This window comes from Pseudomonas sp. R45(2017) (assembly GCF_002112305.1).
Classification (GTDB): Bacteria; Pseudomonadota; Gammaproteobacteria; order Pseudomonadales; family Pseudomonadaceae; genus Aquipseudomonas; species Aquipseudomonas paraglycinae.
The window spans coordinates 296,428-314,677 of the sequence record NZ_NEHH01000005.1; the positions used below are offsets into that span (position 1 = coordinate 296,428).

The 18,250-nt window shown below is 62.3% G+C and carries 16 protein-coding genes; 4 read left to right on the forward strand and 12 right to left on the reverse strand.

What is annotated here, in order from left to right; all coding sequences use genetic code 11:
- Window positions 1-10 precede the first annotated feature (10 nt).
- From CAF74_RS13895 to CAF74_RS13910, 4 genes are all read right to left on the reverse strand, one after another.
- Window positions 11-1,735 (reverse strand): putative 2-aminoethylphosphonate ABC transporter permease subunit, encoded by a 1,725-nt coding sequence (locus CAF74_RS13895; protein ID WP_085746717.1) that lies wholly within the window; start codon window positions 1,733-1,735, stop codon window positions 11-13.
- A complete protein-coding gene (locus CAF74_RS13900) occupies window positions 1,735-2,811 on the reverse strand; it encodes a putative 2-aminoethylphosphonate ABC transporter ATP-binding protein (protein ID WP_085746718.1) in 1,077 nt (358 codons plus the stop codon). Before CAF74_RS13900 ends, CAF74_RS13895 begins: the two co-directional genes overlap by 1 nt.
- Window positions 2,812-3,035: 224 nt before the next feature.
- Window positions 3,036-3,899: a LysR family transcriptional regulator gene (locus CAF74_RS13905; protein WP_085646996.1), complete on the reverse strand. Its 864-nt coding sequence runs from the start codon at window positions 3,897-3,899 to the stop codon at window positions 3,036-3,038.
- Window positions 3,900-3,915: 16 nt separating this feature from the next.
- On the reverse strand, window positions 3,916-6,225 hold the full coding sequence (locus CAF74_RS13910) for a heavy metal translocating P-type ATPase (RefSeq protein WP_085746719.1): 2,310 nt from the start codon (window positions 6,223-6,225) through the stop codon (window positions 3,916-3,918).
- A gap of 84 nt (window positions 6,226-6,309) precedes the next feature.
- Between CAF74_RS13910 and cadR the strand changes: the two genes are divergently transcribed.
- Window positions 6,310-6,759 carry a Cd(II)/Pb(II)-responsive transcriptional regulator gene (gene cadR / locus CAF74_RS13915; RefSeq protein WP_064600182.1) on the forward strand — a complete coding sequence of 150 codons (450 nt, stop codon included), beginning with the start codon at window positions 6,310-6,312 and terminating at the stop codon, window positions 6,757-6,759.
- Window positions 6,760-6,878: 119 nt separating this feature from the next.
- On the opposite strand, the gene CAF74_RS13920 is transcribed toward cadR, so the two are convergent.
- The 3 genes from CAF74_RS13920 to CAF74_RS13930 form a co-directional block, all read right to left on the reverse strand.
- Window positions 6,879-7,850, reverse strand: coding sequence for a thymidylate synthase (locus CAF74_RS13920; RefSeq protein ID WP_011336420.1), 972 nt, complete (start codon window positions 7,848-7,850; stop codon window positions 6,879-6,881).
- Window positions 7,851-7,900: 50 nt separating this feature from the next.
- Window positions 7,901-8,716: a prolipoprotein diacylglyceryl transferase gene (gene lgt / locus CAF74_RS13925; protein WP_007953463.1), complete on the reverse strand. Its 816-nt coding sequence runs from the start codon at window positions 8,714-8,716 to the stop codon at window positions 7,901-7,903.
- Between the two features lie 96 nt (window positions 8,717-8,812).
- Entirely contained in the window at window positions 8,813-9,595 is a 783-nt protein-coding gene (locus tag CAF74_RS13930) for a sulfite exporter TauE/SafE family protein (protein ID WP_085746720.1), read from the reverse strand.
- A gap of 131 nt (window positions 9,596-9,726) precedes the next feature.
- Between CAF74_RS13930 and CAF74_RS13935 the strand changes: the two genes are divergently transcribed.
- Window positions 9,727-10,473 carry an NRDE family protein gene (locus CAF74_RS13935; protein ID WP_085746721.1) on the forward strand — a complete coding sequence of 249 codons (747 nt, stop codon included), beginning with the start codon at window positions 9,727-9,729 and terminating at the stop codon, window positions 10,471-10,473.
- Between the two features lie 204 nt (window positions 10,474-10,677).
- Here CAF74_RS13935 and ptsP read toward each other — a convergent pair whose 3' ends face one another.
- Complete coding sequence (gene ptsP, locus CAF74_RS13940) at window positions 10,678-12,957, reverse strand: phosphoenolpyruvate--protein phosphotransferase (RefSeq protein ID WP_064600191.1); 2,280 nt, start codon at window positions 12,955-12,957, stop codon at window positions 10,678-10,680.
- A 22-nt stretch (window positions 12,958-12,979) separates the two neighbouring features.
- Window positions 12,980-13,459, reverse strand: a complete 480-nt coding sequence (locus CAF74_RS13945; protein ID WP_003229203.1) for an RNA pyrophosphohydrolase — start codon at window positions 13,457-13,459, stop codon at window positions 12,980-12,982.
- Window positions 13,460-13,602: 143 nt separating this feature from the next.
- On the opposite strand from CAF74_RS13945, the gene CAF74_RS13950 reads away from it, so the two are divergent.
- Entirely contained in the window at window positions 13,603-14,259 is a 657-nt protein-coding gene (locus CAF74_RS13950) for an HAD family phosphatase (protein ID WP_085605945.1), read from the forward strand.
- A 105-nt stretch (window positions 14,260-14,364) separates the two neighbouring features.
- Here CAF74_RS13950 and CAF74_RS13955 read toward each other — a convergent pair whose 3' ends face one another.
- The gene (locus CAF74_RS13955; protein WP_011336425.1) at window positions 14,365-14,778 is read right to left on the reverse strand and encodes a DUF2269 family protein; all 414 of its coding nucleotides are present in this window, start codon (window positions 14,776-14,778) and stop codon (window positions 14,365-14,367) included.
- A gap of 41 nt (window positions 14,779-14,819) precedes the next feature.
- Window positions 14,820-16,334: a threonine ammonia-lyase, biosynthetic gene (ilvA, locus tag CAF74_RS13960; RefSeq protein ID WP_011336426.1), complete on the reverse strand. Its 1,515-nt coding sequence runs from the start codon at window positions 16,332-16,334 to the stop codon at window positions 14,820-14,822.
- 146 nt (window positions 16,335-16,480) lie between these two features.
- Here ilvA and rpiA point away from each other — a divergent pair, with 146 nt between their 5' ends.
- Window positions 16,481-17,155: a ribose-5-phosphate isomerase RpiA gene (gene rpiA, locus CAF74_RS13965; protein WP_007953476.1), complete on the forward strand. Its 675-nt coding sequence runs from the start codon at window positions 16,481-16,483 to the stop codon at window positions 17,153-17,155.
- A gap of 83 nt (window positions 17,156-17,238) precedes the next feature.
- Here rpiA and CAF74_RS13970 read toward each other — a convergent pair whose 3' ends face one another.
- A complete protein-coding gene (locus CAF74_RS13970) occupies window positions 17,239-18,156 on the reverse strand; it encodes an SdiA-regulated domain-containing protein (RefSeq protein WP_085746722.1) in 918 nt (305 codons plus the stop codon).
- Window positions 18,157-18,250 lie beyond the last annotated feature (94 nt).

The following is an 18,250-nucleotide window of genomic DNA, read 5'->3' on the forward strand; positions in this document are numbered from 1 at the left end:
AAGTCGTGGATCAGTGACCGGGCGCGGTTTGCCGCCAGGCCTGGGAACGGCGCAGCAAGCCGCGCGAAGCCCACGCCAGCAGCAAGGACACGCCCGCCGAGGTGAACAGAATCAGGGTCGACATCGCCGCCGCGCCGCCGACGTTGCCGGCGTCATCCATGTTCAGCACCGCCACCGCCGCGAGGAGGGTGTCGGGGCTGTAGAGGAAGATCGCGGCGGACACGGTGGTCATGGCCGAGACAAACAGGTAGCGCACGATGTCCAGCAGCGCCGGCAGGCAGATCGGCACGGTGACCCGCAGGTAATGCCGGTACAGCGGCGCCTTGAGCGACAGCGCGGCGGCTTCGAACTCGGCGTCGAGCTGGCGCAGCGCGGTGGTGGCGGTCATCTGCGCGGTGGTCAAATAGTGAGCAATGGTGCAGACAATCAGCAGAGTCATGGTTCCGTACAGCACGTGCAGCGGGTTGCCGGTCAGGTTGAAGAAGAAGACGTAACCCAGACCCAGCACCAGCCCCGGCACCGCCATCGGTACGAAACTGAGCATGCGCAGTGTCAGATTCAGGCCGCGCTGGCTGCGGGTCTTTTCCATCAGGTACGCGCCGGTAAAGATCAGCACGCTGCCGATCAACGCCGTGCCCAGCGCCATCTTCAAACTGTTGCCGTAGGCCAGCCAGCCACCGCCGGCGGTCTCGTTGAACTGGTAGTGGTTGAGCGACAGCGACAGGTTGTACGGCCAGAACTTCACCAGCGACGAGAACACCGCCATGCCGAACACCAGCAGCAACGCAGCGCTGATCAGCAGCACAACGCTGAGATAAAAGGCATCGCGCTTCTTCGACAGCGCCGGTTTGAACACCTGGGCGCGACCGCTCATGGAGTCGCCGTGACGGCGACGCAGCCAGGCATCGACGCCAAAACTGAACAGCGCCGGCAGCAGCAGAACCATGCCGATCAACGCGCCGCGACCGAATTGCTGCTGGCCGACCACCGCTTTGTAGGCTTCCAGCGCCAGCACTTGATAGTCGCCACCGACCACCACCGGCACACCGAAATCGGTGATGGTCAGGGTGAACACCAGACAGAACGCGGCGAACACGGCCTGGCGAGTCGCCGGCCAGGTGATGCTGCGGAAGGCTTTCGCAGGACTGGCGCCCATGCTCGATGCAGCGTCGAACAATCGCGCATCCGCCAGCGACAGGGCTGACAGCAAAATCATCAAGGCGTGTGGGAAGGTGTAGATCACCTCACCCAGAACAATGCCCCAGAAACCGTAGATGTTGTCCGACAGCAGCCCGCGCAACATGCCCTGATTGCCGAACAGATAGACCAGCGCAATCCCCGGCAGCATCGACGGCGCCATCAGCGGCAGCAGGGAAATCCCACGCCAGATGCCTTTGCCGGAAATCAACGTGCGCTGCAAGGCGTAGGCAAACAGGTAGGCCAGCGGTACGACGATCGCCGCGACGCTGAGGGAAACTTTCAGGCTGTTACCGAGCAGCCAGTGGAAATTGTCGCTGGTCACCAGTTCCTTCGCAGCGAGCCAGCCACCGCCCTGCCCGGCTTCGCTGCTGAAGCCGCGCCAGAAGATCGCCAGCAATGGCAACAGCACCGCCACACCGAGCAGCACCAGCAGCAGGAGTTTGCCGCCGAGGACGAAGATCCGGTCGCCGACCTCGGCCCCGGACACCTGCCGCGCTTGCTTTTGCGGCAGCGGCAGTGCGAGGTTGCTGTTCATCAGGCAAACACCTGCAGGCTGCGTGGCGGCAAGGCGACCATGATCTGCTGGGCGCCGAGGCGCGGCATGGCTTCCGGTGCCAGTTCGGCGAGCAAAGCGTGGCCAGGCAATTGATCGAGCTCGAAGCTCATGCGGCAGCGGTTGCCGAGGAAAGTGATCTCGCGGACTTTGGCCGGGAACAGGTTTTCTTCGTGCACCAGCGGATTGACGTTGATCGCCTCCGGGCGGCAGAACAGCCGGCCCGACGGGCTGTGGACGCTGCCGTCGGCCAGGCGCAGGTTCATCCCGCCGACCTTGGCGTGGCTGTCGCTGCTGCGCTGGAACGGCAGCCAGTTGCCCTGGCCGACAAACTCGGCCACGAACGGCGTGGCCGGGCGGTTGTAGATGTCCTGCGGAGTGGCGTACTGCTCGACCTTGCCGTTGTTCATCACGGCGATGCGGTCGGCCATCAGCATGGCCTCGTCCTGATTGTGGGTGACCATCAGGGTGGTGATGCCGAGGTTGCGTTGCAGCTGGCGCAGCTCGGTGCACAGATGCTCGCGGACCCGGGCATCGAGGGCCGACATCGGTTCGTCGAGCAACAGCAGCGACGGCGCCGGTGCCAGAGCCCGGGCCAGTGCCACCCGTTGCTGCTGGCCACCGGACAACTGGCCCGGGTACTTTTTCTCACTGCCGGTGAGGCCGACCAGTTCCAGCATCTGACCGACGCGACGGCGCACTTCATCGCGACCGCTGCCGGCGAGGCCGTAGGCAATGTTCGCTTCGACGGTCAGATTGGGAAACAGCGCGTAGGACTGGAACAGGATGCCGTAGTCGCGGGCCTGCGGCGCGAGGTGGGAAACATCGCGCTCGCCGAGGTACAACTCGCCGCTGTCCTGCTTCTCCAGACCGGCGATGCAACGCAGCAACGTGGTCTTGCCGCAGCCCGACGGGCCGAGCAGGCACACCAGTTCACCGGCCGCGACATAGAGGGAGACGTTATCCAGCGCAGTGAATGCGCCGAAGCGCTTCTGCACGCCGCGCACTTTCATCGGTGCGCCGGGGTTGGTCAGGGCAGTTGCAATTGCAGGGTTCATGGACAGGCCTCATCAAGCAGATGAGACGAATCCTAGAGTTGTAATGCGTCGGTCATATGGCAGTGAGGCAAAAACCGCCGATAGTGGTATTCAGGATTTTTGGTTCACCACAGATCGTTCCCACGCTCTGCGTGGGAATGCCTCAACGGACGCTCCGCGTTCGGCTCTGGAAGGGACGCGGAGCGTCCCGGGCTGCATTCCCACGCAGAGCGTGGGAACGATCACTAAGCCGGGGACATTTCCTGCGCCAGTCCGAGAAACGCTGCCGGCAAGCGGGCGTTCTTGCGTTCCTTGAGGCAGTAGAGGTATTCGGGAATCTGCGGCGCATTTTCGAGGGTCAGCACCCGCAACTGCGGATCGTGCGGCACTTCCTGACGTGCAATGATGCTGATGCCGATGTTGCGCAGCACCGCCTCGCGAATCGATTCGCGGCTGCCGATCTCCAGCAACGGGCCGAAACTGACGCCGGCGCTGGCCAGCAATTCTTCGGTGAGGCGACGGGTAGTTGAGCCGGATTCACGCATCAACAAGGTATGCCCGGCCAGCGCACTCAGCGTCACATGCTCGTGCGCCGCCAGCGGATGATTGCGATGCACCGCCAGCACCAGCGGATCGCTGCCTAGCACTCTACGGATCAGCCGCGCATCGTCGAGCAATTGCGACGAGGCCGCGACATCCACCCGATAATCCTCCAGCGCTTCGAGCACCTGCTGCGAGTTGCCGATTTCCACCGACACTTCTACCTGTGGCAAACGCTCGCGGAAGGTCTTAACCAGATCAAGGATGTAATACGGCGCGGTGGCGGCGATGCGCAGGGTGCCCTGCACCTGGCCGCTGTTACGCAGGAAGAACTCGATATCGGCTTCCTGCTGCAACAAGGCTTTGACCATCGGCAACAGTCGCGCACCTTCGTCGCTGACACTCAAGCGCCGGCCGCCACGGTAGAACAACTCCACCGAATACTGGCTTTCCAGATTGCGGATCTGGGTGGTCACGGTCGGTTGGCTGAGGCCGAGCTTTTTCGCCGCCAGCGTGATGCTGCCCAGACGGGCCACCATGTAAAACGCTTTCAGCTCGGCACTCAGCACAACCGCCCCTCTTCCTCTATTTGCGCAGCAGGCGCAAACCGTTGAACACCACCAGCAGGCTCACGCCCATGTCGGCAAACACCGCCATCCACATGGTGGCGAGCCCGGCGAAGGTTACCCCAAGAAAGATCGCTTTGATCACCAGCGCCAGCGCGATGTTCTGTTTGAGGATAGTGGCGGTATGGCGCGACAGGCTGATGAAGGCCGGAATCTTGCGCAGATCGTCGTCCATCAGGGCGACATCGGCGGTTTCGATCGCGGTGTCGGTGCCGGCCGCCGCCATCGCAAAGCCGATCTCGGCCCGAGCCAGTGCCGGTGCGTCGTTGATGCCGTCGCCGACCATGCCGACTCGACGGCCCTGCGCGTACAGTTCTTCGATGGCTTGCAGTTTGTCGGTCGGCAGCAAGTCGCCCTTGGCCTGATCGATCCCGACCTGCGCCGCAATCGCCTGCGCGGTGTGGACGTTGTCGCCGGTGAGCATCAGGGTTTTCACGCCCAGTTCGTGCAGTTGGCGGATCGCTTCGCGGCTGGTTTCCTTGACCGTGTCGGCCACGGCGAACAATGCCAGCGGGCCGGAACGGTCGAGCAGCAACACCACGGACTTGCCCTGTTTCTCCAGCGCGAACAGTTTTTCTTCCAGTTGCGGCGAGCACAGGCCCAGTTCTTCCACCAGACGGTGGTTGCCCAAGTGGTAGACCTGACCGTTGACCTCGCCCTTTACCCCACGGCCGGCCAGCGCTTCGAAGTTATCCACAACCAGAGCCGCGAAACCTTTATCCACAGCCGCGTTGGCGATGGCCAGCGACACCGGGTGATCGGAACGCCCGGCCAGCGCGGCGGCAATCGCCGGGGCCGTGGCGTCGGCGGTCGGGTCGAGGGAAAGGTAATCGGTCTGTACCGGTTTGCCGTGGGTGAGGGTGCCGGTCTTGTCGAGGGCCAGATAGTCGAGCTTGAAACCGCCCTCCAGGTACACGCCGCCCTTGACCAGAATGCCTTTGCGCGCCGCTGCGGCGAGGCCGCTGACGATGGTTACCGGAGTGGAAATCACCAATGCACACGGGCAAGCGACCACCAGCAACACCAGCGCGCGGTAGATCCAGTCGAACCACGCGGCACCCATGAACAGCGGCGGGATGATCGCCACGGCCAGCGCCAGGACGAAGACCACCGGGGTGTAGATTTTCGAGAATTGATCGACGAAGCGCTGAGTCGGCGCCCGCGCGCCTTGCGCCTGCTCCACGGCGTGGATGATTCGCGCCAGAGTGGAATTGTTCGCCGCTGCGGTCACCGCATATTCCAGCGATCCGGCCTGGTTGATGGTGCCGGCGAACACCTTGTCGCCAACGGTTTTCTCCACCGGCAGGCTTTCACCGGTGATCGGCGCCTGATCGATGGTCGAACTGCCGCTGACGACTTCACCGTCCAGCGCGATGCGCTCGCCGGGTTTCACCCGCACGCGGGCGCCGAGATCGATGCTTTTCACATTCAGTTCGACCCAGTTGCCGTCCGCCTGCAACACAGTGGCCTGCTCCGGCGTCATCTGCATCAGGCCGCTGATGGCGTTGCGTGCGCGATCCAGCGAGCGCGCTTCGATCAGCTCGGCCACGGTGAACAGGAACATCACCATCGCCGCTTCCGGCCACTGGCCGATCAACACGGCGCCGGTCACGGCGATGCTCATCAAGGCGTTGATGTTGAGGTTGCGGTTCTTCAGGGCGATCCAGCCCTTCTTGTAGGTGGTGAGGCCGCCGCTGAGGATGGAAATCAGCGCAATGATCGCCACCACCCAGGTCGGGGCGGCGCTGGTGAAGTGGATCACTTCGGCAGCGAGCGCACCGACGCCGGACAGCGCCAGCGGCCACCAGTGTTTTTTCACCGGCGCCGTCGTTGGCGCTTCGACGCCCGCCTCCAGCGGCTCGGCCTGCATGCCCAGGGATTTGATCGCGTCGATGATCGGCGCGGTGTCCGGCAGATTGTGTGTCACACCGAGCACGCGGTTGATCAGGTTGAATTCCAGTTGCTGGATCCCGGCCAGTTTGCCGAGCTTGTTCTGGATCAGCGTCTGCTCCGTCGGGCAGTCCATCGCCTCGATGCGGAAGCTGCTCAGCCGGGCGTCAGCGCTTTTTGCCTCGCTCAGTTTCACCAGTGACGGCGCGGTGGCTTTCGACGAGCAGCACGAGTCTTCACTCGAATGAACCGGCGCAGGCGCAACGGTTTTCGACCCGCAGCAGGAGTCGCCGGCGTGGGCATGTTTATGCACAGGCTGCAGTTTGTGACTGTGATCGTGCCCGTCGCCGGGCTTGTGGGTGTGCAGGGAATCGCTCATTGGTCGCGTCCATGAAGGTGCCTGTTGCCAAGTAAAGACCCTGTAGCCACTATAGGGTCAAGCACCCTTTTGGAGATTGCCGTCATGAAGATCGGAGAACTGGCGAAACAGACCGATTGCGCCGTGGAAACCATCCGCTACTACGAGCGTGAAAACCTGCTGCCGGAACCGGCCCGCAGTGACGGCAACTACCGCGTCTACACCCAGGCCCACGCCGAGCGCCTGACCTTCATCCGCAACTGCCGCACCCTCGACATGACCCTCGAAGAAATCCGCAGCCTGCTCGCCTTGCGCGACAGCCCGCAGGATCAATGTGAAAGCGTGAATGCGCTGATCGACGAGCACATCCAGCACGTCAAGGCGCGAATCGATGGGTTGTTGGCGTTGCAGACGCAACTGCTCGACCTGCGCCAGCGCTGTGGCGAAGGGCCGGAGGCGGATCAGTGCGGGATTTTGCAGAGGCTGGAAGTCAGTGGCGGGGTTGTGGCAACCGAAGTCGAACATTCCCATGTGGGCAGAAGCCACGGCCACTAACGATTGACGCTCGTTCCCATGCTCCGCGTGGGAATGCCGCCATGGACGCTCCGCGTCCAAAGTGACGCGGAGCGTCACGGGATTCATTCCCACGCAGAGCGTGGGAACGATCCTGCCGACTAGACCGCCATCGGCGCGGTCATCGGCGCATGGTGCTCGTAGCCTTCCAGCGAGAAGTCGCTCGGCTCCACCAGCTCCAGCCACTCCGGCTGATAAACACCGGTCTTGGCAAACTCCGGCACGCGGTCCGAAATCTTCAGCTTCGGCATGGCGAACGGCTCGCGCTTGAGCTGTTCGTTGAGCATGTCCAGGTGGTTTTCGTAGACGTGGGCGTCACCGATGAAATAGGTGAACCAGCGCGGCGTGTAGCCGGTCAGGCGACCGATCAGGCTCAGCAGCGCGGCGCCTTCGGTGAGGTTGAACGGTGTGCCCAGACCCAGGTCGTTGGAGCGGATGTAGAGGGTCAGGGAAATTTCCTTGGTCTCGACATTCGGGTGGAACTGGTACAGCAGATGGCACGGCGGCAGGGCCATTTCATCGAGCTGGGCGCAGTTCCAGCCGTGGAACAGGATGCGGCGGCTGCCCGGGTCCTTGATGATCGTGTCGACGCACTGGCGCACCTGATCGATGGCTTTGTACAAGACCACATAGGCCTGGCCGTCTTCTTCGCCCTGTGCAATCTGCTTGTAGCCGTTGCTCAGGGTTTGTTCGATGGCGGCGGTGTTGCTCAACGGGATCTGCTTGTACGCCGGCCATTTGCGCCATTGCACGCCGTAGATTTCGCCGAGGTCGTCTTCGCCCTGACGGAACGGATTGGCCAGCCACTGGGCGTTTTCGTTGGCGTTCTGATCCCAGACCTTGCAGCCCAGCGCACGGAATTCCGCAGCGTTGTTCACACCACGCAGAAAGCCGCACATCTCGCCGATGGCCGATTTGAAGGCCATCTTGCGGGTGGTGATCGCCGGGAATCCTTCCTGCAGATCGAAGCGCAGCATGGCGCCCGGAAAGCTGATGGTGTTCACGCCGGTACGGTTGGCCTGTTTGGTGCCGTTGTTGATGACGTGCGACACCAGATCGAGATATTGCTTCATGAGTTACCTGTGTCCTTGAGCCCCGGCAAACGTCGCCGGGGTTCGAATATTTAAGCTGTCGGTGCAACCGGCGCCGCCGGGGCGCGGTGGTAGGCCAGCCAGATCAGGAACAGCCCGCCGATGATCATCGGTACGCAGAGTACCTGACCCATGGTCAGCCAGTTCCAGGCCAGGTAGCCCAGTTGCGCGTCCGGCACGCGGACGAATTCGACGATGAAACGGAAGATGCCATAAAACAGCGCGAACATGCCGGAGACCGCCATGGTTGGCCGTGGCTTGCGCGAGAACAGCCAGAGGATCAGGAACAGCGCCACGCCTTCCAGTGCGAACTGATACAGCTGCGACGGGTGACGCGGCAGTTGCGCCGGGTCGCTGAACGGCGGGAACACCATGGCCCACGGCACGTCGGTGGCCTTGCCCCACAGCTCGGCGTTGATGAAGTTGCCGATGCGTCCGGCGCCCAGACCGATCGGCACCATCGGCGCCACGAAGTCCATCAGCTGGAAGAACGACTTGCCGTTACGCTTGCCGAACCACAACGCGGCCAGCATCACGCCGATGAAACCGCCGTGGAACGACATGCCGCCCTTCCACACTTCGAAAATCAGCGTCGGGTTGGCGATGTAGGCGCTCAGGTCGTAGAACAGCACATAGCCCAGACGCCCGCCGACAATCACACCCATCGACAGCCAGAACACCAGGTCGGAGAGTTTTTCCTTGGTCCAGGTCGGGTCGAAACGGTTGAGCCGGCGCGATGCCAGCAGCCACGCGCCGCCGATGCCGACCAGGTACATCAGGCCGTACCAGTGGATTTTCAGCGGACCGATGGCCAAAGCCACCGGATCGATCTGCGGGTAAGGCAGCATTGCGACTCCTCGTTAGCATTCAAATCTTCAAAAATTCCCGGGCGACGCTGTCACCTCAGGATTAAGCCAGGATTGCGACCTGCCAAAACACACGGCTCAGAACAGAAAGCTCAGGCCCACGCAAAACAGCAAAGCCGCGAACAGCCGTTTCAGCAACTTCGGCGACAACTTGTGCGCCAGCCGCGCGCCGAGACGGGCGAACACCATGCTGGTCAGCGCAATGCCAAGCAGCGCCGGCAAATACACAAAACCGAGACTATGGGCCGGCAGCAACGGATCATGCCAGCCCAGAATCATGAAACTTATTGCACTGGCCACAGCAATCGGCAGACCGCAGGCCGACGAGGTCGCCACCGCCTGCTGCATCGGCACGCTGCGCCAGGTCAGGAACGGCACGGTCAGCGAGCCGCCGCCAATCCCGAAAATCGCCGATGCCCAGCCGATCACACTGCCGGCCACGGTCAGACCGAGTTTACCCGGCACCGTTCGGCTGGCCTTGGGTTTGACGTCCAGCGCCAGCTGCGCCGCGATCACCAGGGCGAACACACCGATGATCTTTTGCAGGTTGGGCCCGGAGATCGCTTCGGCGGTCAGCGCTCCGAAACCGGCGCCGAGCAGAATGCCAACGGTCATCCACTTGAAGATCGGCCAGCGCACCGCGCCGCGTCGATGATGCTCGCGCACCGCGTTGACCGACGTGAAGATGATCGTCGCCAGGGACGTGCCGACCGCCAGATGGGTCAGGATCGACGGATCGAAGCCCTGCAAGGTGAAACTGAACACCAGCACCGGGACGATGATGATCCCGCCGCCCACCCCGAACAGCCCGGCCAGTACGCCCGCACAGGCGCCCAGCGCCAGATAGAGCAGAAATTCCATGACTGCCTCCCAAGGCGCGTCCCCAAAACCGGAGCGGCATGGTAACGGATGGATACCCTTCGGCTCCACCGGCGATGGATGCACGGACGATGTCTGCGTAGAGTGGGCAAAAAACACACAAGGACCACCTTATGTGCCTGATTGTTTTCGCCTGGCGACCGGGGCATGCCCAGCCGCTGATCGTCGCGGCCAACCGCGACGAGTTCTACGCCCGGCCCAGCCTGCCGCTGGCCCAGTGGCCCGAGTCGCCGCATGTTCACGCCGGCCGTGATCTTGAGGCCGGGGGAACCTGGCTCGGCTTGGGCGCCAACGGTCGTTTTGCGGCGCTGACCAACATTCGCGATCCGCATCAGCCGCCGGCCCGGCGCTCCCGGGGTGAACTGGTGGCGGGTTTTCTGACCGGAAACCTGTCGATCGATGACTATTTGTCTGACGTTGTCGCCCGTTCGCCGGAATATGCCGGGTTCAATCTGCTGCTGGGCAATGCCAACGAGCTGTGGCACTTCAATGCGCGGTCTTCGGAACCGGTGATGTTGCAGCCCGGCGTCTATGGTCTGTCCAACGCCGGGCTGGATACGCCGTGGCCGAAACTGCTCAAGGCCAAGGCGGCATTGAGTGCCGTGCTGGATGATCCGCAGCCCGAGCGGTTGTTGGCTTTATTGAGCGATGCGCAAACGGCACCGTTTGCCGAGCTGCCGGACACCGGCGTGGGGCTGGCGACCGAGTCGTTGTTGTCGAGTGTGTTTATTGCCAGCCAGAGTTACGGGACGCGGGCGAGTACGGCGTTGATCGTGCAGGCGGACGGGACGCGGCGGATGGTCGAGCGCAGTTTCGGGCCGTATGGCGGGCATTTGGGGGAAGTGGAGATCAAAATTTAAAAGCCACCCTCACCCCAGCCCTCTCCCGGAGGGAGAGGGAGCCGACCGAGGTGTCTTGAGCCTTACATCGACCTGAAAGATCGAGTCGATTATGGATTCAATACAACTCGTTCAGGTCGATGCATATCTGCAGCATCCCGCGATCAGTCCCCTCTCCCTTTGGGAGAGGGTTAGGGTGAGGGGCTTTTCGGGATCGCCACTAATCTAGAGGGGTTTGACCGCCGCCGGATTGACCATCTTCGCCAACCCAAGATTCTTCAACGCCAGTTGCAGCGAGCTGTGGATGACCTGCGGGTTGTCGATGGTCATCAGTTCCGCCAGCAGATCCTTGGCCTTGCTCAGGTTGATCTGGCGCAGCATCCATTTCACCTTCGGCAGGTTGGTGGCGTTCATCGACAGGCTGTCGAAACCCATCGCCATCAACAGCACCGCTGCCGCCGGGTCACCAGCCATCTCGCCGCAGATACTCACCGGCTTGCCTTCGGCATGGGCGTCGCGCACTACGGTTTGCAGGGCTTGCAGCACCGCGGGGTGCAGGTAGTCGTAAAGATCTGCCACCCGTGGGTTGTTGCGGTCCACCGCCAGCAGGTACTGGGTCAGGTCGTTGGAGCCGACCGACAGGAAGTCCACCATCCGCGCCAGTTCCTTGGTCTGGTAAACCGCCGCAGGAATTTCGATCATCACGCCCACCGGCGGCATCGGCACGTCGGTGCCTTCGTCGCGCACTTCGCCCCAGGCCCGGTGAATCAGGTGCAGCGCCTCTTCGAGCTCGTGGATGCCGGAGATCATCGGCAGCAGGATCCGCAGGTTGTTCAGGCCTTCGCTGGCCTTGAGCATCGCACGGGTCTGCACCAGGAATATTTCCGGGTGGTCGAGAGTGACGCGGATCCCGCGCCAGCCGAGGAACGGGTTGTCTTCCTTGATCGGGAAGTACGACAGCGACTTGTCGCCGCCGATGTCCAGGCTGCGCATGGTCACCGGTTGCGGATGGAACGCGGCGAGCTGCTCGCGGTAGATCGCCAGTTGTTCCTTCTCGCTCGGGAAGCGCTGGTTGATCATGAACGGCACTTCGGTGCGGTACAGACCGACACCTTCGGCGCCGCGCTTCTGCGCTCGCGCCACGTCCGCCAGCAGGCCGGTGTTGACCCACAGTGGCATGCGGTGGCCGTCCAGGGTCACACACGGCAGGTCGCGCAGGGTATCGAGCCCCAGCGCCAGTTGCTTCTCTTCCTCCACCACCTCGGTGAACTGCTTGCGCAGCACTTCGCTGGGGTTGGTGTAAACCTCGCCACGTGTGCCGTCGACGATCATTTCGATGCCGTCGACCTTGGCGTACGGCAGATCGACCAGACCCATTACAGTCGGGATACCCATGGCCCGGGCCAGGATCGCGACGTGGGAGTTGCCCGAACCGAGTACCGACACCAGACCGACCAGCGTGCCTTCCGGCACCTCGCCGAGCATCGCCGGCGTCAGTTCTTCGCTGACCAGAATGGTTTTTTCCGGGTAAACCAGGTTCTGCTGACGCTCTTCCTGCAAGTAGGCGAGCAGGCGTCGGCCCAGGTCCTTGACGTCCGACGCCCGCTCACGCAGGTACTCGTCGTCCATCAAATCGAAACGGTTGACGTGATCGGTCACGACCTGACGCAACGCGCCCTGGGCCCACTGGCCGGTCTTGATCACGTTGGTGATTTCGCTGCCCAGCGAGGCATCGTCGAGCATCATCAGGTAGACGTCGAACAGCGCACGCTCTTCCGGGCGCAGCTGGGTCGCCAGTTTGGCCGACAACGCACGCATGTCGGCGCGCACGCCTTCGATGGCGGTCTTGAACAGCGCCAGTTCCGCGTCGATGTCGGTGATGGTCTTGTCCGGCACCACGTCCAGATCCGCCGGTGGCAGCATGACCACCGCGGTACCGACCGCCGCGCCCGGCGAACCCGGTACGCCGACGAACTTGGCTTCCTGGATGCCCTTGCCCTGACGGCCGAGGCCACGGATGGAACCTGTGGCCTCGGCGTGGGCGATTACGCCCGCGAGCTGCGCGCTCATGGTCACGAGGAAGGCTTCTTCACCTTCATCGAACTGGCGGCGTTCTTTCTGCTGGATGACCAACACGCCGACGACGCGGCGGTGGTGAATGATCGGCGCCCCGAGGAACGAGGCGTAGCGCTCCTCGCCGGTTTCGGCAAAGTAGCGGTAGCGCGGGTGATCCGCGGCGTTTTCGAGGTTCAGGGGTTCTTCACGCGTGCCGACCAGGCCGACCAGACCTTCGTTGGGTGCCATGCTGACCTTGCCGATCGAGCGCTTGTTCAAGCCCTCGGTGGCCATCAGCACGAAGCGATTGGTCTCTGGATCAAGCAGGTAGACCGAGCAGACCTGGCTGCCCATGGCCTCTTTGACGCGCAACACAATAATCCCCAACGCCGCCTTGAGATCCTTGGCGGAGTTAACTTCCTGGACGATCTTGCGCAGCGTATTGAGCATGGCTCGGGGTCGAACTCCGTCGTCAGTCGCGCGCTAAAAGGCGCGGGGCAAGCTCTTTGAGAGCGCGGCGATACACTTCGCGCTTGAATGTCACCACCTGGCCCAACGGATACCAATAACTGACCCAGCGCCAGCCATCGAACTCCGGTTTACCGGTCAAATCCATCCGCACCCGCTGCTCGTTGGAGATCAGGCGCAGGAGAAACCATTTCTGTTTCTGGCCGATGCACAGCGGTTGGCTGTGGGTTCGCACCAGACGTTGCGGCAAACGATAGCGCAACCAGCCCCGGGTGCAGGCCAGTATTTCAACATCTTCGCGTTCCAGGCCAACTTCTTCGTTCAGCTCGCGGTACAAGGCGTCTTCCGGCGTCTCCTCGGGATTGATTCCCCCTTGTGGAAACTGCCAGGCATCTTGATTGATACGGCGAGCCCATAGCACCTGGCCGGCGTCATTCGTCAGAATGATCCCGACATTAGGGCGGAAACCATCGGGGTCGATCACGGCAACAACCTCGCAAACGCATGTCGCCGCATTGTTCCACAAAGGTTGTGAAGGCGGCAACGAGGGTTCCGAGCTTATGTGCACTCTTGTGAAAAGACCGTATTCTTGTGGCCTTTTTACTGACTTTTCAGCGGGTAACTGCAATGCGCCTGGCTTTATTCGATTTGGACAACACCCTTCTGGGCGGCGACAGCGATCACGCCTGGGGCGATTATCTGTGCGAACGCGGCTTCCTCGACCCGGTCGCCTACAAAGCGCGCAACGACGAGTTCTATCAGGATTACCTGGCCGGCAAACTGGATAACGCCGCGTACCTGAACTTCTGTCTGGAAATCCTCGGGCGCACCGAGATGGCCGTGCTTGAGCAGTGGCACAACGATTACATGCGCGACTGCATCGAGCCGATCATGCTGCCGAAGGCGCTTGAGTTGCTGAAAAAGCACCGCGATGCCGGCGACAAACTGGTGATCATCACCGCCACCAACCGCTTCGTCACCGCGCCGATCGCCGTGCGCTTGGGCGTCGAAACCCTGATCGCTACCGAGTGCGAGATGCAGGACGGTCGCTACACCGGGCGCAGCACCGATGTGCCGTGCTTCCGCGAAGGCAAGGTGACGCGCCTGAACCGCTGGCTGGAAGAAACCGGGCATTCGCTGGAAGGCAGCTATTTCTACAGCGACTCGATGAATGACCTGCCGCTGCTGGAACAGGTGGCGAATCCGGTGGCGGTCGACCCGGATCCGAACCTGCGGGCCGAAGCCGAGAAACGTGGCTGGCCCGTCATAAGCCTTCGCGACTGATACTGCCATCGCTGGCAAGGCCAGCTCCCACAAAGAATTTGTGAACGCGTCAGATCAATGTGGGAGCGAGCCTGCTCGCGAACGGGGTCGAAGCGGTCCCAAGCCTTAAACCGGCTTCGCCCCCATCAACGCCGCAATGGCCAGAAATCCGACGCCGCTGACAATGGCCAGCGCCAGATTGAATTTCCGGTTGCCGACCCCGCTGGTCCATAGCCGATTAAGCCGAACAAGCAGCCAGACCGCGCTGAATGTGGCCACGGCATAGATCACGCTGGACCCCAGAATCCAAAACTGTCCCAACGGCCAGCCAATCAGGTGCACCAACCACCAGCCGGTGAAAGGCATGCTGAGCACGCCGATCAGCATCAGACACCAGACGAACAACCAGGGTCGCTGCATCGTGCTGGCCGGCCCCTCGCTGCGATTACGCCAGGAAACAGCGGCGAGCCCCAGCCCGCTCGCCAGTATCACCACGGTCGCCGCGACGTGAAGGACTTTCAGGGTGGTCAGGGTTTCCATGAATTTCTCTTTCCTTGGGCCATACCCATCAGCGTAGCCGTTCAGCCAAGAAACAGCTGATAGGCCGGGTTGTCGCTTTCGTCCCAGTACGGGTAGCCGATTTCCTCAAGGGCTGCGGGCACCAGATGACGTTCGTCGTGGGGCACTTGCAGGCCCGCCACTACGCGGCCGTCCGCTGCGCCGTGGTTGCGGTAGTGGAACATCGAAATGTTCCAGCGACCGCCGAGCTTGTTGAGAAAGTTGAACAGCGCGCCCGGACGCTCCGGGAACTCGAAGCGCAGCACCACTTCATCGACCACGTGCGCCGCGCGACCGCCGACCATGTGACGGATGTGCAGCTTGGCCAGTTCGTTGTCGGTCAGGTCGAGCACCGGGAACCCCTGTTCGGTCAGGCTCGCCAGCAGTGCGCTACGCGGGTCGTTGTCCGGGTGGGTCTGCACGCCGACAAAGATGTGCGCTTCGCTGCCATTGTTGTAGCGGTAGTTGAATTCAGTGATCTGGCGCTTGCCGATGGCCTCGCAGAAGGCCTTGAAGCTGCCGGCCTTCTCGGGGATGGTCACGGCGATGATCGCTTCGCGGCCTTCACCCAGCTCGGCGCGCTCGGCGACGTGGCGCAAGCGGTCGAAGTTGACGTTGGCCCCGGAGTCGATGGCCACGAAGGTCTGGCCGCTGACGCCGCGCTGCTCGACGTACTTCTTGATCCCGGCCACGCCCAGCGCGCCGGCCGGTTCGGTGATCGAGCGGGTATCGTCGTAGATGTCCTTGATCGCCGCGCAGATTTCGTCGGTGCTGACGGTGATCACTTCATCGACGTAATCCTTGCAGATGTCGAAGGTGTGCTGGCCGATCTGCGCCACCGCCACGCCGTCGGCGAAGATGCCTACAGTCGGCAGCACCACGCGTTCGCCCGCCGCCATCGCCGCTTGCAGGCAGTTGGAGTCATCGGGCTCGACGCCGATGACCTTGATGTCCGGCCGCAGGTATTTCACGTACGCCGCGATACCGGCGATCAGACCGCCGCCGCCCACCGGAACGAAAATCGCATCCAGCGGCTGCGGATGCTGGCGCAGGATTTCCATCGCCACGGTGCCCTGCCCGGCAATGGTGTGCGGATCGTCGTACGGGTGGATGTAGACGTAGCCTTTTTCATCGACCAGTTTCAGCGAGTAGGCCAGGGCTTCCGGGAAGGAATCGCCGTGCAGCACCACCTTGCCGCCACGGGAGCGCACGCCTTCGACCTTGATCTCCGGGGTGGTCTTGGGCATCACGATGGTCGCTTTCACGCCCAGCACTTTCGCCGCCAGGGCCAGGCCTTGCGCATGGTTGCCCGCCGACGCGGTGACCACGCCGCGAGCGCGCTCTTCGTCGCTCAACTGGGTCAGCTTGTTGTAGGCGCCGCGAATTTTGAACGAGAACACCGGCTGCAAGTCTTCGCGCTTGAGCCAGATGTCGTTGCCCAGCCGCTCGGAGAGCTGGCGGGCGTTCTGCAGCGGGGTTTCTACGGCAACGTCATAAACGCGCGAGGTGAGGATCTTCTTGACGTACTGTTCGAGCATCGGAAAGCATCACTGGCGGTTGGGCGGGACCAGCGAGTCTAACCCGCCTTTTGGGCGCACGACCACACGAATCCAGAGGTTTTAGCCCGGCTTGAGGCTATAATGCCGGCCTTTCCGTTCTTACCTTGCCCGCTTCCGGAGCCCGCATGACCCAGGATCAACTCAAACAGGCCGTTGCCCAGGCCGCCGTCGACTTCATCCTTCCGAAACTCGACGACAAGAGCATCGTCGGCGTCGGCACCGGCTCCACCGCCAACTGCTTCATCGACGCCCTCGCCCAGCACAAGGGCGCGTTCGATGGCGCGGTCGCGAGCTCCGAAGCCACCGCTGCGCGCCTCAAGGGCCACGGGATTCCGGTGTATGAGCTGAACACCGTGAGCAACCTGGAGTTCTACGTCGACGGCGCCGATGAAAGCGACGAGCACCTGAACCTGATCAAGGGCGGCGGCGCAGCCCTGACCCGCGAGAAGATCGTCGCGGCTGTGGCCCAGACATTCATCTGCATCGCCGACGCCAGCAAACTGGTGCCGGTGCTGGGCGCGTTCCCGCTGCCGGTGGAAGTGATTCCGATGGCTCGCAGCCACGTCGCCCGCCAGCTGGTGAAGCTGGGCGGCGACCCGGTCTACCGCGAAGGCGTGCTGACCGACAACGGCAACATCATCCTCGACGTGCACAACCTGCAGATCACCAATCCGGTGGAGCTGGAAGCGCAGATCAACGCGATCGTCGGCGTGGTCACCAACGGTTTGTTCGCGGCGCGTCCGGCGGATCTGCTGTTGCTGGGTACCAGCGAAGGTGTGAAGACCCTCAAAGCTGAATAAACCAGGCTGCCCACATATTTGTGGGCAGATGAAAAACCTGTGGGAGCTAGCTTGCTCGCTCCCACAGTGTTTTGTGGTGTTGGTTAATTCTGCGCAGGCTTCCTGAAGACATAAAACAGATTCGGCTCGCTCACCAGATACAACGTCCCGTCGTCATCCATCGCGATACCTTCCGCCTGCGGCACGGTTTTCTTCAGGCCCTGCCGGCCACCGCTCAATGACATGGTGCTCAACGGGCGCCCGTCCACATCCAGTTCCAGAATCAGCCGTGACTCGTCGGACAGCGCCAGTAAATGGCCGCTGCGCTCGTCGTATTGCAGGCTCGACAGATCGCGCACGAACATCCCGGCATCGCGCTTGGGATTGTTGATCACGTGTACCGCGTAGGATTTTTCCGGATTGAAGTGCGGAAACCCGTGCACTTCATAGATCAGCATCGGATCCCGTTCTTTGGCCACGAACAGGCGCTTGCCCACCGAGTCGTAAGCCAGGCCTTCAAAGCCCTTGTTGCCGCTCATGTGCACACCGAGGGTCATTTGCTCGGCGTCCGCTGCATCGAGGAACGTGGTGCCGTGTTCCAGATGGATCTTGATCAGGCGTTGCTGGCGTTCATCGGTGATCACGTAGGTGTCGGCGCTGATGAACTCCACCGCCTCCGGATCACCGAAGCCGATCAAGGCGACACGGCGCAGGATCGTGCCGTCCAGCGACAGCTCGACCAGTTCGGCATTCTTGTTGGTCACGGTGAACAGGCTCTTGCGCACCGGATCGTAGGTCAGCGCCGAGACATCGTCGTTCAGCCCGTCGATGACCTTCGCTTCAATCTCCACCCGGTATTGATCCAGCCCGATCGCCTCGCTGCTCATCGGCTGCCATAGCGTATGCAGGTTGAACCAGGCACGCTCGAACAGGCGCATGTATTGGCCGATCGCAATCAACGCGATCAGGGCAATCACCGACAGGATGATGAACAGAGGCTTGGGACGGGCAAGTCGACGCATTCGGGCAGGCTCGGAGTCAAAACAGGCGGATGAAATATCACGCCTGTCTGAACTGAAGCTTAATGGCCACTTGCCTCAGGCCACAACTGCACAG

Bases quoted from the DNA above. Each gene is read 5' to 3' on its own strand.
- cadR (WP_064600182.1), top strand. From the start codon at position 6,310: ATGAAGATCGGAGAACTGGCGAAACAGACCGATTGCGCCGTGGAAACC.
- rpiA (WP_007953476.1), top strand. From the start codon at position 16,481: ATGACCCAGGATCAACTCAAACAGGCCGTTGCCCAGGCCGCCGTCGAC.
- ilvA (WP_011336426.1), bottom strand. From the start codon at position 16,334: ATGCTCGAACAGTACGTCAAGAAGATCCTCACCTCGCGCGTTTATGAC.
- CAF74_RS13955 (WP_011336425.1), bottom strand. From the start codon at position 14,778: ATGGAAACCCTGACCACCCTGAAAGTCCTTCACGTCGCGGCGACCGTG.
- CAF74_RS13920 (WP_011336420.1), bottom strand. From the start codon at position 7,850: ATGAAGCAATATCTCGATCTGGTGTCGCACGTCATCAACAACGGCACC.
- CAF74_RS13910 (WP_085746719.1), bottom strand. From the start codon at position 6,225: ATGAGCGATTCCCTGCACACCCACAAGCCCGGCGACGGGCACGATCAC.
- CAF74_RS13900 (WP_085746718.1), bottom strand. From the start codon at position 2,811: ATGAACCCTGCAATTGCAACTGCCCTGACCAACCCCGGCGCACCGATG.
- lgt (WP_007953463.1), bottom strand. From the start codon at position 8,716: ATGCTGCCTTACCCGCAGATCGATCCGGTGGCTTTGGCCATCGGTCCG.
- CAF74_RS13970 (WP_085746722.1), bottom strand. From the start codon at position 18,156: ATGCGTCGACTTGCCCGTCCCAAGCCTCTGTTCATCATCCTGTCGGTG.
- ptsP (WP_064600191.1), bottom strand. From the start codon at position 12,957: ATGCTCAATACGCTGCGCAAGATCGTCCAGGAAGTTAACTCCGCCAAG.
- CAF74_RS13950 (WP_085605945.1), top strand. From the start codon at position 13,603: ATGCGCCTGGCTTTATTCGATTTGGACAACACCCTTCTGGGCGGCGAC.
- CAF74_RS13930 (WP_085746720.1), bottom strand. From the start codon at position 9,595: ATGGAATTTCTGCTCTATCTGGCGCTGGGCGCCTGTGCGGGCGTACTG.
- CAF74_RS13935 (WP_085746721.1), top strand. From the start codon at position 9,727: ATGTGCCTGATTGTTTTCGCCTGGCGACCGGGGCATGCCCAGCCGCTG.
- CAF74_RS13895 (WP_085746717.1), bottom strand. From the start codon at position 1,735: ATGAACAGCAACCTCGCACTGCCGCTGCCGCAAAAGCAAGCGCGGCAG.